The sequence below is a fragment of the Pseudoalteromonas sp. H105 genome (genome assembly GCF_001469215.1).
GTDB lineage: Bacteria > Pseudomonadota > Gammaproteobacteria > Enterobacterales > Alteromonadaceae > Pseudoalteromonas.
Genome location: NZ_LOFH01000008.1, coordinates 26,848 through 41,344, shown reverse-complemented (window position 1 = coordinate 41,344; position 14,497 = coordinate 26,848). Strand labels below are relative to the sequence as shown.

11 protein-coding genes and 1 pseudogene are annotated in these 14,497 nt (G+C 40.8%); 2 read left to right on the top strand and 10 right to left on the bottom strand.

What is annotated here, in order from left to right; genetic code table 11:
• The first annotated feature begins 27 nt into the window (after window positions 1–27).
• Complete coding sequence (locus tag ATS75_RS13860; RefSeq protein WP_082665488.1) at window positions 28–3,249, top strand: S41 family peptidase; 3,222 nt, start codon at window positions 28–30, stop codon at window positions 3,247–3,249.
• A 344-nt stretch (window positions 3,250–3,593) separates the two neighbouring features.
• On the opposite strand, the gene ATS75_RS13855 is transcribed toward ATS75_RS13860, so the two are convergent.
• The 8 genes and pseudogenes from ATS75_RS13855 to ATS75_RS13825 form a co-directional block, all read right to left on the bottom strand.
• Window positions 3,594–4,895, bottom strand: coding sequence for a DEAD/DEAH box helicase (locus tag ATS75_RS13855; protein WP_058561013.1), 1,302 nt, complete (start codon window positions 4,893–4,895; stop codon window positions 3,594–3,596).
• A 113-nt stretch (window positions 4,896–5,008) separates the two neighbouring features.
• Window positions 5,009–5,237: pseudogene (locus ATS75_RS20650) on the bottom strand (esterase); the annotation flags it as partial.
• Between the two features lie 86 nt (window positions 5,238–5,323).
• Window positions 5,324–6,019, bottom strand: coding sequence for a M23 family metallopeptidase (locus ATS75_RS13850; protein WP_082665487.1), 696 nt, complete (start codon window positions 6,017–6,019; stop codon window positions 5,324–5,326).
• Window positions 6,020–6,075: 56 nt separating this feature from the next.
• The gene (locus ATS75_RS13845; protein ID WP_058561011.1) at window positions 6,076–6,624 is read right to left on the bottom strand and encodes an outer membrane beta-barrel protein; all 549 of its coding nucleotides are present in this window, start codon (window positions 6,622–6,624) and stop codon (window positions 6,076–6,078) included.
• Window positions 6,625–6,736: 112 nt separating this feature from the next.
• Window positions 6,737–8,311 (bottom strand): MBL fold metallo-hydrolase, encoded by a 1,575-nt coding sequence (locus ATS75_RS13840; RefSeq protein ID WP_058561010.1) that lies wholly within the window; start codon window positions 8,309–8,311, stop codon window positions 6,737–6,739.
• Window positions 8,312–8,458: 147 nt separating this feature from the next.
• Window positions 8,459–9,595 (bottom strand): DUF4405 domain-containing protein, encoded by a 1,137-nt coding sequence (locus ATS75_RS13835; RefSeq protein WP_058561009.1) that lies wholly within the window; start codon window positions 9,593–9,595, stop codon window positions 8,459–8,461.
• Complete coding sequence (locus ATS75_RS13830) at window positions 9,592–10,332, bottom strand: hypothetical protein (RefSeq protein WP_058561008.1); 741 nt, start codon at window positions 10,330–10,332, stop codon at window positions 9,592–9,594. Before ATS75_RS13830 ends, ATS75_RS13835 begins: the two co-directional genes overlap by 4 nt.
• Window positions 10,333–10,344: 12 nt before the next feature.
• Window positions 10,345–11,145, bottom strand: a complete 801-nt coding sequence (locus ATS75_RS13825; RefSeq protein ID WP_161936903.1) for a CPBP family intramembrane glutamic endopeptidase — start codon at window positions 11,143–11,145, stop codon at window positions 10,345–10,347.
• Between the two features lie 179 nt (window positions 11,146–11,324).
• On the opposite strand from ATS75_RS13825, the gene ATS75_RS13820 reads away from it, so the two are divergent.
• Window positions 11,325–12,860 (top strand): winged helix-turn-helix domain-containing protein, encoded by a 1,536-nt coding sequence (locus ATS75_RS13820; protein ID WP_058561006.1) that lies wholly within the window; start codon window positions 11,325–11,327, stop codon window positions 12,858–12,860.
• Window positions 12,861–13,291: 431 nt separating this feature from the next.
• Here ATS75_RS13820 and ATS75_RS13815 read toward each other — a convergent pair whose 3' ends face one another.
• Window positions 13,292–13,810, bottom strand: coding sequence for an RNA polymerase sigma factor (locus tag ATS75_RS13815; RefSeq protein WP_058561005.1), 519 nt, complete (start codon window positions 13,808–13,810; stop codon window positions 13,292–13,294).
• Between the two features lie 2 nt (window positions 13,811–13,812).
• Window positions 13,813–14,478: a hypothetical protein gene (locus tag ATS75_RS13810; protein WP_058561004.1), complete on the bottom strand. Its 666-nt coding sequence runs from the start codon at window positions 14,476–14,478 to the stop codon at window positions 13,813–13,815.
• Window positions 14,479–14,497 lie beyond the last annotated feature (19 nt).

Below are 14,497 nucleotides of genomic sequence, written 5' to 3'. Positions count from 1 at the left end.
ACAGCTATTAATATAGGATGTAATCCAATGAAAAAACTAACAACATTGGCTATTGCCTTGGCTGCGGTTATCGCACCAAGCGTATCGGCCTATGAAACTAAAGACACGCGCTTACTTCGCTTTCCTGATATTCATAACCAAAACGTGACCTTTGTTTACAGCGGCGATATTTATATTGCTAATACCCAAACAGGCGAAAGCAAACGTTTAACCGACCATATTGGTTTTGAAACATTTCCTAAGTTCTCTCCGGATGGTAAGCGCATTGCTTTTTCAGCCGAATATAACGGCAGCCGCCAAGTTTATGTAATCAACAGCGACGGCTCTGGCCTAAAGCAACTTACCTACTATAACGATGTTGGCCCAATGCCGCCGCGTGGTGGCTTTGATTACCGCGTTTTAGATTGGACCGCCGATGGTAAAAATGTCGTGTTTAGAGCTAACCGCACACCATGGGGCAAACGTATGGGTCGCCCGTACATGGTCCCTGCAGACGGTGGCCTTGAGCAACCTTTAGCGATTCCAGAAACTGGCGGCGGTATGCTTTCGCCAGATGGTAGCAAGTATGTTTATACGCCAATTGACCGTGAGTTTCGTACCTGGAAGCGCACCCGTGGTGGCCGCGCACAAGACGTATGGATTTACGATTTAGAAAATAACACCTCAGAGCAACTTACTACTAACCGTGCAACCGACCAGCAACCTACATGGGTTGGCGACAATATTTATTTTGTATCTGACCGTGATTACACACTAAACCTTTACCAATACCGCAAAGGCAGTGAGCCTAAAAAGCTCACTAATTATAAACACTTTGACGTACTTTGGCCCTCAGCAGGCCCTAATGCAGTTGTTTACGAAAACGGCGGTTACTTATACCGCTTTGACGCAAAAACACAGAAAAGCACTAAGCTGAGCATTAACATTGCAGGCGTACGCCAATACGCCATGCCGCACAGCAAAAATGTAAACGACTTTATTGACTCTATGTCGATTTCTCACGATGGCAAACGTGCTGTATTTACAGCCCGTGGCGAACTATTTAGTGTGCCAGTTAAACAAGGGCCTACGCGTAACTTATCGTACACAGAAAAGGGCCGCGAAATAGACGCAAGTTGGTCGCCAAATGGGCGTTACATTGCCTACATGAGCGATGAAAGCGGCGAATACGAAATTTACTTAAAAGATCGCAGTAAAAACAACGCCATTAAGCAACTTACTAGCGATGGCACTATTTGGCGCTTTACACCTATTTGGTCACCCGATAGCACTAAGCTGTTGTTTGCAGATAAAAACCATACTCTTTGGTGGTTAGATGCAAAATCGGGCAAACAACACAAAATAGATACCGGTATTTACGACGAAAACGGCATTACTCAATATACGTGGTCGCCTAACAACCAAGACATTGTATATGTTAAAAATAACGAAAACCGTTATGCATCCTTGTGGCACTACAACCTTAAAAAAGAAAAGGTAACGCGCTTAACAGACGAAATGAGTAACGAGCAAAATCCGACCTTTTCGCCAGATGGCCAATACCTTTACTTTAGCTCTGAGCGCGACTTTAACTTGGCGTTTAGCAGCTACGAGTTTGACTACATGTTTAACCGCGCCACCCGTATTTATGCGGCCGCAGTAAACGACAGCGTTAAACCGCTTATCGCCTTACAAAGTGACGAAGCCGCGATTGTAAAAGATAAAGAAGACGAAAAAGAAGACGACAAAAAAGTTAAAAATGCACTGCAAAGCAGCGGCTTTATGCAGCGTGTTACCGCGCTTAATGCCCCTGCGGGCGATTACCGTGGTTTAACCGCGGTAAAAGACGGCGTACTGCTGCTTGCCAATGGTGGTTTACAACTTATAGGCACCGAGCACGATAGCAAGCTAGAAACCGTGGCTAAAGGCGTTAGTCATTACACTATTTCAAGCAATAACGAGCACCTCCTTGTACATACAAGTGGCGGTTACAGCTTAATAGAACCTAAGCCAAAGCAAGACCTTGACGCCAACAAGCTAGATTTAAGCAAGATGACGCTTAAAATTAATCCGCAAGCTGAGTGGCAACAAATGTACGTAGAAGGCTGGCGTACACTGCGTGACTGGTTCTACGACGAGAATCATCACGGCCAAGATTGGGATGCTATTTTAGCTAAGTACCAACCTATGGCTGATGCCATTAGTCACCGTAGCGACCTAGATTACGTACTGAGTGAAATTGCCGGCGAAATTAACGCTGGCCACATTTACGTACAATCAGGCGATATGCCAAAAGCCGAGCGTAAAAACCACGGTTTATTAGGCGCTAAGCTTGCAAGTGACCCATCGGGTTACGTAAAAATAGAGCAAATCTTCAAAGGTGAAAACTGGCATGACGATTTCCGCTCACCGCTGGGGACTACAGGCGTAAAAGCACATAACGGCGATTACATTATTGCGGTAAATGGCCGCTCGGTTAAAGATGTTGCCAACTTTTACGAACTGCTTGAAAACACTCAAGGCGAGCAAGTAGAGCTGGTGTTAAACAGCAAACCGCGTAGCAAAGGCGCGTGGCAAGTAACGATTAAACCGGTAGCCAGTGAGCAAGGTCTTCGTTATTTAGACTGGGTTAACTCGCGTGCAGCCTACGTTAATAAGCTCTCTAATGGGCGTATTGGCTACGTACATTTGCCAAATACAGCGTATGAAGGTAATCGCGCCATGTTTAAAAATTACATGCCGCAAACAACCAAAGACGCCATGATTATTGATGATCGTTACAATGGCGGTGGCTATATTCCTGAGCACATGATCACCTGGCTTGCGCGTAAACCCCTTAACTATTGGAAACGCCGAGGCACTGAGCCCACTAAAACGCCACAGTTTGCACACGACGGTCCTAAAGCAATGCTAATAAATGGCTATTCAAGCTCCGGCGGTGACGCTATTCCTTACTACTTCCGTCAAGCTGGTTTAGGTAAACTAATTGGTACGCGTACATGGGGGGGCTTAATTGGTATTTCTGGTAACCCAAGCCTTGTCGATGGCGGGCAAGTAATTGCTGCTACATTCCGTATTTTAGATACACAAGGTAACTGGATTATAGAAAACGAAGGCGTTGCACCTGATATTAAAGTGGTTGACCGCCCAGAGCTTATTTATAAAGGCCAAGATCCATCAATAGAACGTGCTGTAAAAGAGTTATTAAAGGAGCTTAAAGAAAACCCTAAGCAGCCTTTAGTGGTGCCACCTGCACCGTCTAAGTTTTAACTTTCTGCATAGCAATATTAGCTAGGGCGTGTTGAACTTTGATGGTTGAATTTGCAGCAGTGTGTTTGGTTTTTAGGCAAGGCAGAGCCTATGCAGTGTGGTTACTCCCCATAAATAGGCGATAACGCAGCATAAATGCCAAACATGCGCTGCCCTTCGGATTCTGCCTAGGGGCGATAAACTCTTTGTTACTCGGTTTTTACTTAGCCCACTAGGTTACAAACCTCGCGCCGCGATTTAGTCGCCCCTAGATTGAACAAATTTCAATCTGCAAAGGTCAACACGCCCTAATAAAAAAACCCTGCTAATTTGCGGGGTTTTTATTTTAAAACGATTGTTAACGCTTAGCGCTGAGGCTTTTTCCAGCCGCTCCACACATCTTCAACATCGGCTTTTTTCTTCTTTTTCTTACCTGTGCCTTCAGGCTTTGCCATTGGCTTTTCGTTTTTAAGCGCCAGTGCCGCATCAAGGTTGGCCTGATTTACAGCAAAACCAGTTACCTCTTCGCGCTCTAGACGTAGTTTGTTTTTCTTCTCGATGATTCTAAAGTGATGAAAGTCTTCGTAATCAATTAACGATAACGCTAAACCCACTTCACCAGCGCGACCGCTTCGGCCAATACGATGCATATAATCAGCTGGACTGCGCGGTAAATTAAAGTTAATCACTACGGGAAGTTTGGCAATATCTAAACCACGGGCGGCAATATCCGTGGCTATAAGGACTTCTATTTCGCCATTTTTAAACTTTTCAATTACGCGAGTACGTTCACTTTGGCCTTTATCACCGTGGAACACTTGTGCATTCACGCCACGCTTTTCAAGCTTGCTGGCTAAGTGCTCACAGTCTTTTTTCGCGTTTACAAAAATCAGTGCTTGGCGCCATTGATGCGCTTTAATTAAGTGTGCTAAAACCGTGGTTTTTTCACCCTTATTAACCGTAAAGACACGCTGCACTAAGGTGCTTTCGTCTTTGCTTTGCACTTGAATTTCAACAGGGTCGTTTAGCAGCTCTTGCGTTAATAACTTAACTTGCTCTGGGAAAGTCGCTGAGAACAACATAGTTTGCTTTTTAGCAGGCATTAGCGCCAATAGCTCTGCAAGTTCTTCAGTAAAGCCAAGGCTTAACATGCGGTCAGCTTCATCAAGCACTAAGGTTGAAACTTTATCCAGCTTAATAGCATTGCTTGAGATTAAATCGAGCAAACGACCAGGGGTTGCAACAATAATATCAGCACCGCCGCGAAGTGCCTGCATCTGGGTATTAACCGATACACCACCAAACACTGCCACCGTTTTAATCGCGCCATTAAAGTTTGCAGAGTATGATTTAACGCTATCAGCCACCTGCGTTGCCAGCTCACGTGTAGGTACTAAAATAAGCCCTGATACAAAGTTACCTTTGCTCGGTGTTTTATTCGCATCTTGCGCCAAAAAAAGCGTTTGTAGCATAGGCAATGCAAACGTGGCCGTTTTACCTGAGCCGGTATTAGCCCCTGCAATTAAGTCACTTCCCGCCAAGATACTTGGAATTGCTTTTGCCTGAATCGGCGTAGGTTGCATGTATTCAAGATCAGACAATCGAGCAATTAGCTCTGGAATAAGGCCAAGTTCATTGAAATTACTAGGATTTGCGGCTGAGGTCATAAAAGGTGCGGGCTCATTGCTAAAAATAGCCTGCAATTTTAGCGTATTTATTGCCCGTTAAGTAGAGATTAGTGATTTTAATATGTTTTACATGAGCTTTGATCTAAAGTTGTGGGCATTTGTTTAGATAAAAATAAGTTGTGATAGATATTAAATGCCCCAGCAACAGGAGTCAGGTTATGTGATTGCAGTGATTGCTGCAATTCATCATGCCTTTCACGCATTAAACCCGCTTCTTCGCCAATATTAATGGTAAACGTAACTATTAAGCTCTTTCGTTTTAACTATAAACGATTTTGTGCTTTTTACCGATACGCCATAGTTCCACCACACCTCAGGCGCACGATTATCATTTTGTAAATGCTCAATAACAGCACTAGCAAGCGTTAGTTATCCGCTCCATCTAAGCGATATATCAACAGGATAAACTAGAGTGCGGTATAAACTAATCCATGTGTAAGTATTTTGTCACTTGGACTGGCGTTTTTAAAAGAGACGGGAATGGTAGGGCACCTCCCATCTACACCTTTTTTAAAACAATCGTCATTGGTTTGAAAAACTTCAAAATGTAAATGTGGAGCCGAACTCATCCCCGTATCTCCGCTATATCCAATAACATCACCTTGATTTACATATTCACCTGGCTCAACAATAACACCAGCGTTAGTAAGATGAATGTAAGAGGAGAAAGTGTTATTTTCATGTGCAATTATTATATGGTTAAAGTCACTACCGATTCTATTGCCATCAAAGAAACGATCTTCAATAGAAACCACTTGACCAGATCGGGCAGCATGAATGGGAGTGCCAATATCCATAATAAAATCAAATGCAAACTCTGATTTACTTTCAGTTGAGTGAGTATGGAACGTGCAATTACCTTGCCCTAATTGATAACCTTCGCCAACACCAAAAGGTAAATTATATAATGATTTTTCAGGCTCAATAAATCGAGATGCGTTTTGCGATATGCAATTTCCATCAACTGTAGCCGTCGTTGAATTACATGATATAAGAAAAAATAAACTGCTTATTACTATTAAAAATCTAAGATACATACGCTTCCTTGAACGTTTGCCTAACGCCCCAAGTAGTAGAAAGCGTGAACGTTTTGGCACAGCCATTACGTGATTATCCACTACTTGGTTTATTATGTTTATTGACAACACTGTTACAGCACTTAAAACATATAACTGAAGTTTATAGTGAGGTTTTTGGCTAAAATATTATCCATGTCTAGCAATGTCATTTCCAAACCTAGACCAAAACCATTGTAAGATCTAAAGTCTAACCCAGTAGCCAACAATGCACCAACACCAGTATCTGTTGTATTAACTCGGTCGTCACCAGAAAACACTAAGTCATAATAGTTTACGCCCAGCTTTCCAAAAACAGACCAACGATTACTTAGAGGTAATGAACCTTTAACATTTAAAATGTAACTATCGTAATTGAGAACGCGGACGTCTGTAAAACAAGTTACAATACAAAAACTATCACCAGATACTATTCCTGTATTTATCGTCAAGGTTGAGTCATATTTGTAGCCATAGGTAAATCCGGAAACACTTCCTCCATCATCATTTTCTGAAGATATATCAGTATCAACTGACCCACCGCCTAAACTAAAACCTAATGTATGGTTTTTTCCGTTACTACTCATGCTATCAACAGCTAAACATGGCTCTGTGATAACAAAAAGTAGCAACGTGAAATATACTTTTTTCATGCTTTTCCTTGTTAGTAATTTTTTATTTCTTAAGTAATTGAACATTTTCTAAACCGTTAATTATTATGCAAATTAAAGGCAGTCATGCGCTGTACCTTAATAAAAATCACTATCATTTTTCCACACTAAAAGCTTCATCCCGCTTCTGAGAAAACAACCGTTGCATAAGTTGTGTTTTATTAGGGCGAGCAATTGCTCGTGCTTTGTCGATATCTTTTTGGTTTAACACCCTTGCATGATGTGATGAAACATATTGATTAACTTCAAGCTTTAATTTGCGGGTATGGTCAATCAACACCTCGAGCCTATGATAGGTATCGCCACTTGGCCAGGTGCTTGGAGAATTAAAAGCCGTTTCAAAGCTACTGCCAAACATATCTTCGGTGAAAAGTATTTTGTGCTTTGGTAAGTAGACCGCTAAATTGTGATTTGCGTGACTATTTGGCACATCGAAAAGCAAAATATTGCCATTAGCGATGTTCTTTGTGTTGGAAATAGCGAACAATCGCTCCCTAGGCAATGGGGCAGATAAATGTGCTTGCACAGACGGTATATCTGCAGCATGCACAATTAGGCTTGCACCTTGATCGACCACATCTTGTAACCCCATCATGTGATCATTATGGTGATGAGTCACTATATGCTGCTTGACGGGTTTGACTGTGCCTGTTTCTTCGTGGAGTAGTTTTAATCCTGCTTGCCAATTTTTATCTTCTGGGGAAACTTGCCATGCCCCTGCGGAAATATAATATTCGCCCACATCAATAAACAAAGTATAGGCCCAACCTTGCCCTACAAAATAAACCCCACTTGCCAATTTTTTAACGATCATTTCACTAACATCGACAGGGTACAATTGAGCTCTCAAGCTATATTGTGGTGGAAGCTGGAAATCGCCATCCTGCGCTGAGTTAAAGCGAACATAACGATCATCAGAGTGATAAATAACTTTTTCTGCAGTGCCCACAAACAGTCGTTGAGCCCAAGTGAAACCATCTGCTTGCTGATGAGCAAGAAAGTCATAAGTAATCATATCGCCACCGCGTTTGCGGAGGACCCTGCTTAGATATCCATTACGTTTATTAATATAAACGTAATATTCACTCTCTGTTCCGGCGTTGATAGACAGCACATCATTGGCTTGTCCTTCAATATACGCCATATCAATCCATTGGCTGGCATGCCTTTCCTCGCTCAACTGTTTAATGATTAATGTGTCTAGTAATCGGTGAGTGCCCAAATCTGTATTATCGAAGGAAATACGATCTGATGCTTGGTACATCTGCAGTGCATGATCAATACTGTATCCTTTACCATCTAAAAATAGTCGATGGGTGACGCTAGGAATATTGCTTCCATGGCCACCTGAAATTGTTGTCACGGCTTCCTTGTAGGCTTTCCGTTTGTTTAGCAGATCGATAGAGTACTCAAAACGTACATCATTCAAGTATGACACCATTGGCCCTTGAAGTGCATGTCCACTTTGCCACTGAGAAAATTGGTTCATATTGCCCGAAAATGTCAGGCTATTGAGCTGTTTCAGTTTATCACCGCCATAAGCTTTAACGGCGTGGTTAATTATTTGATTTTCTTTTTCGTCAGCAGCAACTATTGAGCTACAAAAAGTGATTAATATTAGCGCGACATTGCAGGCATATGTCGCTAGATTTTTGCGGATAATGTTCATTTTGTTTCCTATTTTATGAACTATTTAACTTGCGGCCAAAACGATATGTTAGCCCTATCGTTAACACAAAGATGTTGACCGTGTTTAATAGCTTTTTAAGCTTTTACTGATTTTTTGCATATTCTTTTAGTAAATTTTTTGGTGATTTTAGCTATCGCCCACCTCGACGATGATGCGGTCAATGAGCTCTAGTGCCGTTGTCATGTTTTCCAGATCTTGGTATACGTCACCGTCTTTTCCTGAGTGATGACCGCGTCCTATCAACTGCATTGGGATAATGCTATTCACATCGTCTAAATTGACAATGGCTTCGTAAATCAGAGAAGGTTGTGCGCTATAACCGTTGCCGGAATAGGTAGTATCATAAGGGAAACGATCACTAGAGTAATATTCATTGAAATCAAAAGAATTATTGATTTCTAAACGTACTCTTACTTTGCCATCTACTTTGTTTTGCAGTTTTGACTTCATAAGAAAGCTCTGGGTGATTGTTGCACCGCTATAAGCATCAGCGATGGCATTGTCTCCATCGGGCACTATACTTTCTGAGCCTGAAGCCTGTTGGTATTTATGCAGGAACACCGGCAAAGACTCTGGACGAGCACGGTCAGCTTTCGATTCTGGAAATACTCCGGATGCAAACGTTGATTGTAAATCGACGTCTCCAGATAAAATAACGTGTGAAGTAAACACCACATCCTTGTCGACTTTATCAACTTTATTAACAAAGTTATTGTTAGCCAACTTGGACGTAACGAAGAGCGGTTGGATAAAATTACCGTTCATATCTTCAACCCAAATAGCATATTGAGGCCACGCAAAATAGGGTCCTTGACGTAAATCAATGGAGATTTTGCGACCAGTAGCGGTATCAAGTGTTTTATCCACAACTTTATAGGTTAACTCTTCTCCTACCTCTAATTTTGTATCGGCTCGTAAGGTATTTCCCCACTCGTATAAAAACAACATGGGTTGTACTTTATAAAATGACATAACCACCAAGAGACAGGTGATAACAAGCGTTATAGGTAGCGCCAAGTTAAGCGTCTTATCTTTTTGCTTAAAACCTAGTTTTGTATGATTTTTTAGTGGTGCAAAGTTATTTTTAATATGAAACAAAACCATCAGGATTAAAGCAAAACCCACCACAGTGTGGACAAGTGCGATGGAGCTATCATACTGTTGACTAAACATCAGGATAGACGTAACGGCTATAGTCGAGAACGTCAGCAAGACAAATAAACTAACAACACTTCGGCTTTTTATATTTTGAATAAACTTCATTGTTCGGCGCTCTTATTAATCACTTCAAAATTTTGATATCGTGTTACCGAAAACTCTTCTACGCTCACAAAAAATGCGTAGTTACCTTTAAGTACCCGGTATATGGACTCAGTCACCCAAGGGCCTCCTTGCCAAGCTTGCACGAAGTCTATTTTGACCATGAACTCGTTAACTTTAACTAAGTTATCTGGTTTAAAAGGGTGTGTAGCGTAGATTTTCTGGGAAACAAAGTGTGGTGACGATTTTGAGATGGTTAGTTCTGATACCAGTGACGACAGCAACACATTGTTAACCTCGGCATTGTCGACCTCTTGTTCAACATCACTGGTGTCCGCATTGATTTGCGTAGGAATACTAAAAACCCAAGTGTGTTCAGTTTCAGCAATCAACTGCGGGTTTTCAGGATACCTAGAGGGGTCGACCAAAATATTAGACTGCCAATTCAATCCAGCTTCATTATCGTCAGTACTGATATCAGAAATGTTTTCCACATATTCAATACCAGCTAAATCCAAGTGCACCGTTTTCGTAACCGATTGGCTATCACCACTTTGCGCTTCAATAATTTCTTCGAAAGAAATAAGTTGACCATCAAGCAAAGGTGCCCTTTGGGTTGTAATTTTATTTACAGCTAGTTTATAAGCGGTATGTGCAGTATACGTTCCTTTCTCTTGCAGTAACGCTTCAACAGGCAGACAAGCAATAAACAAAGTGACCGACAACAAACGTACTAACATGACCGCCTCCTTTTATAATACTGATTTCGTTTCGCGCGACTTACCTGCTCTTAAATAAAACAAGCCGGGTATCGTTGAGAGTACAAAGAAGATGATGATAATGACCACATAGCCATTTAGGCCTGGACTTTGAAACTCACTTCCACCAGGCACTAAAAAGTCATTTATCGTGCCCGCTAAATTTATAAGGCTATGAACAATTACCCCGGGCCAAAGGGATTTCGTCATATAAACTAAGCCTGCGAAACCTATACCAATTAAGGTGGCAAATATCACTTGCGCGAAAACATCCAGCGCCGGCATATGATAGAGATTGGCCAGATGCGCTAGGCCAAAAATCAGTGCTTGACATAGAGCGGCAAGGTAAACCCCTTTTTTAGTTGCCCCCCAAGCGCTGAGTAAGATATAAAAACACAGGCCACGCAACAGTAGCTCTTCAAAAAAGCTGCCTGAAAAGTTAGACAATAGCCAAGCAAATACGCGTAAGGTTGAAAATTCAACCTCCGCCCAGTTGGCACTTGTAGAACTAAGAAGTGCAATTAACAGTAGCGGAATGGAAGCCAAAAGCCATCGACCATGCCATGATGACATTGGAAGAGTTAGGCCAGCGTCCTTGCTCCAGTTAAACTTTTTAAGCACTCTAAATACAAAGTACGAAATACCAATAAGTAAGATTAACCTTGGCCATTGAAATAAAGGCTCAGGGCTTTGTTCAAATATTTTTGCAATAAAGAGTAGGCCTACGGATAAAAATGTAAGGACTACTGTCAGTGTCAGCGGACAAACGTCAGCGGCGTGTTTTAGCTTGTTCAATTTTAATGTTACCTGTAAAGTATGAATTGGCCTCACCATGCCATACGACACAAATAAATATGCATTAAAGAATTCTATAACTTTCTATAATCATTTAATTATCAATGATATAAACCAACATTTAACATGTGGGTTTTGTTCATTCAACGTAATCAACAACAAGTACTTAAGAACACTAAATGTCACGTTATTTTCAAATTGGCGGTGTGTATTTTTACCCGCAAAAAAATGAAGTTCATAATGAAGAGGAAGTTATTAAGGTCAGGCCTAAAACTTCAGAACTCTTAACTGTTTTACTTGAAGCAAATGGTGAGGTTGTTAGTAAAAGTGAATTATTAGAAACCGTATGGAACGACGTCATTGTAGAAGAACACGTCATTTTTCAATCTATCACAGAACTACGCAAAATATTCGGTGACAATCGCGTTATTAAAACACACCCGCGAAAAGGCTACTCAATATCAGTGCCGATTATTAAGAAAACTAATACATCGAATAATTGTGAAGCTAACCAAATCAATACACGCCACAACATCCAACCGAAAACACGCTTAGCTCGCAAGCTCTCTTATGCAACCATTGCATTGGTTGTTGTTTTAATCTCTTTTGTAACCGTACAAAACCATTTTTATGGTAAGGAGCCTCTAGCAGACTCAGGAACAATTATGGTCCTGCCTGTGACTAATCGAATTATGGGGGCAGAACATAAATGGGTTCGTTATGGAGCAATGGACCTCCTTATTGATAATTTACAGCATCAGGTAAAATCGCTAGTGTTACCGACGGAAATGGTGTTGGAAACGATTAAACGTTCAGAGCTTGCCAATAAAGAGTTTGAGGAAGAGACCATACATCAACTGTTTGAAGCCTCAGGCGCAAGTGTAATTATCACACAGTCAATTGCAGGTTTTAATGGCGAATTCCAGTTGGTATACAGGGTTTATAAAGAAAATGATGTTGCTCGTGGCGTACTTTTTGCCGATGATCTCAATACTCTTTTTTCAGATTTTCACTCCTTAATATTAACGTCACTAGGCGCTAAGCAAAGAAAAGTCCCGAGTGATTACCAGCGTAACTTTGCTAATACGCTTATGGCTTCAGCGATAGATGAAACTCAAATAGGTAACCATCAAAAAGCGGCGACCATGTATAGAGCTGTTTTAGCTACACAGCCTAAAAACCTATTGGCCATTGTAATGCTCGTAAAGTCTTATGTTTATCTCGGTGAATATGTTCAAGCTGAAGAGATAGCGACAGATGCTGTTAAATTTATCGAACAAAATGGAGACATTAAAAACCTAGGAAGACTTTATGTTTGGCAAGCCGTTAGCGTCATTCAGCAAAAAAAATCTGAGCTAGCGCTTTCGCTACTAAATAAAGCAAAGCCCTTAAGTCAAGAAGCAAATGATCGCTTGTACCTAGCAAATAATTCTCGAATTGCTGGAAAAGCATACCTTCAATTAGCAAACTACGAGCAATCAAGAAAGGAGATTGCTAAGGCTTTGTCATTTTATAAAGCAATTAGGGAGCCTTATGGCCAGTCAAGTATGTATATAGACTTAGGGGAACTTGAACTCGCGTTGAATAATATTGAAAAAGCAAAAATCGCATTTGCAAAAGCATCAGAAATAGCAGGCAAAAGTCGATTAAAGCAGCTTGTAGATATAGCTAATGATTGGCTGCAGAAAACAGCAGAAGTAAATACCAACCTTTAAACTAGGATTTTTTATTCAATATAAACAATGTTTCTATCATTAGTTTTCAAAATGTTTATGTCCAATGTCGAGTTTGTATTAGTAATTACAAAACTCGCTCATTGAAGTCGTTATCCAAATCATCTTTAGTCAGACCAATGCATCTTATTGTGACGGCCGTTGAAGTATGGCGCGGCATAGCTGCCACACGACACCCGCATAATCGTATTTAGGTGTCGTTTTATTTTTAATTTCAACGATGCATTAACGCCGATTAAAACACTTCAGTATCTTTGCTTTAGTAAACCTATATGTAACTGAAACAAAAGAAAACGTGGCTCACCTACAAAATAACGATAATTGCTAAAACCATGTGAAACAACCTAACGGCTCACAGTTGTTTCACGGCGGCACAAATACTGGCATATGATGTGTTAATCGAGTTATGCCGCTCACGTATGTTGTGAAATTAATTGAGAGAGGTTTTTCCGAGCTGTATGCAGTCTTGAACCAATAGTTCCCGCTGGGAGGTTCAAGATGCTAGCAATCTGCTGATGAGACAACCCCTTGATTGCACTTAAACTGATTAATGTACGTTGTTCCAAAGGAAGTTTACGCATTATTGCAAGTACATCTGTTTCAGCCCTATTAGGTTGTTGCGCTTTCCCAGTAGCCCCCGCCTTCAAATCATCAATGTTGTCCATTGATTTTACTTTACTGAGATACCGACAGGCTATGCGAATGGTAATGCGATAAATCCATGTTTTTAATTGTGACTTTCCCTGAAAACGAGTCAAACCATTATTGACGCCTATAAACACTTCTTGTGTGATATCTTCGGCGTCAGCCAAGTTTCCCGACAAATTAAGTGCTAAACGCAATACATAGTCGTAGTAGTCATCAAAGACTTGCTTAAACGTCAAATCATCGTGATTTATCGCTTTAGGTTTTGTACTAAATAATCCAAACATGCTTAGGTTGCCTCATTTAACAATTTTAACTCATTGGTTAAACGAGGCATTACAACCAAAAACTGATAGGCGACAAAAAGCGAAAAAATCGCAGATAAGCCAATAAAAATAGGTAGCCCAGACGATACCGTTATCCCTTTAACTAATATAGCGACAATCAAAACGATCGCTTCGAACATTAATATTGAGCCTAAAATTTTAATTACTCTAATTTTAAAAGTGATATCTTTTCGGCAATGTTCAAACAAAGAAGTATCAAGCTCAATAAGAGAATGTTCTACCCTATTCTTTTTGCGAGCAAGGTAAGAGCTATACACCGCAGAGCCAATAATCCACGCCGACAAGATAATAGCGCCAGCAAGTTCTATATCACCCAAATTCACAAACCAAACTAACGCAAACACGCTCACTACCAATCCTAACAAAGCGATTTTAAGTTGCTTTGCTGACTCCTTTGAAATTTTCTTAACACTTTCTAAAAGCTGATTTTTTTTGCTTGATGAAAATTGCTGAGTACTCAGAACCTCGATGGCTTTATCAGCCTGTTTGGTCTCTAAATAACTTGCGCATTTTGTACAGGTCTTTGTGTGATTCACTATCTCTTTGTTGGCTTGTAACTCAGCCAGAGTAGCCGCATTAATTAGCGCTTTGATTTCATCACATTTCATTTCATTCACCATTAATATT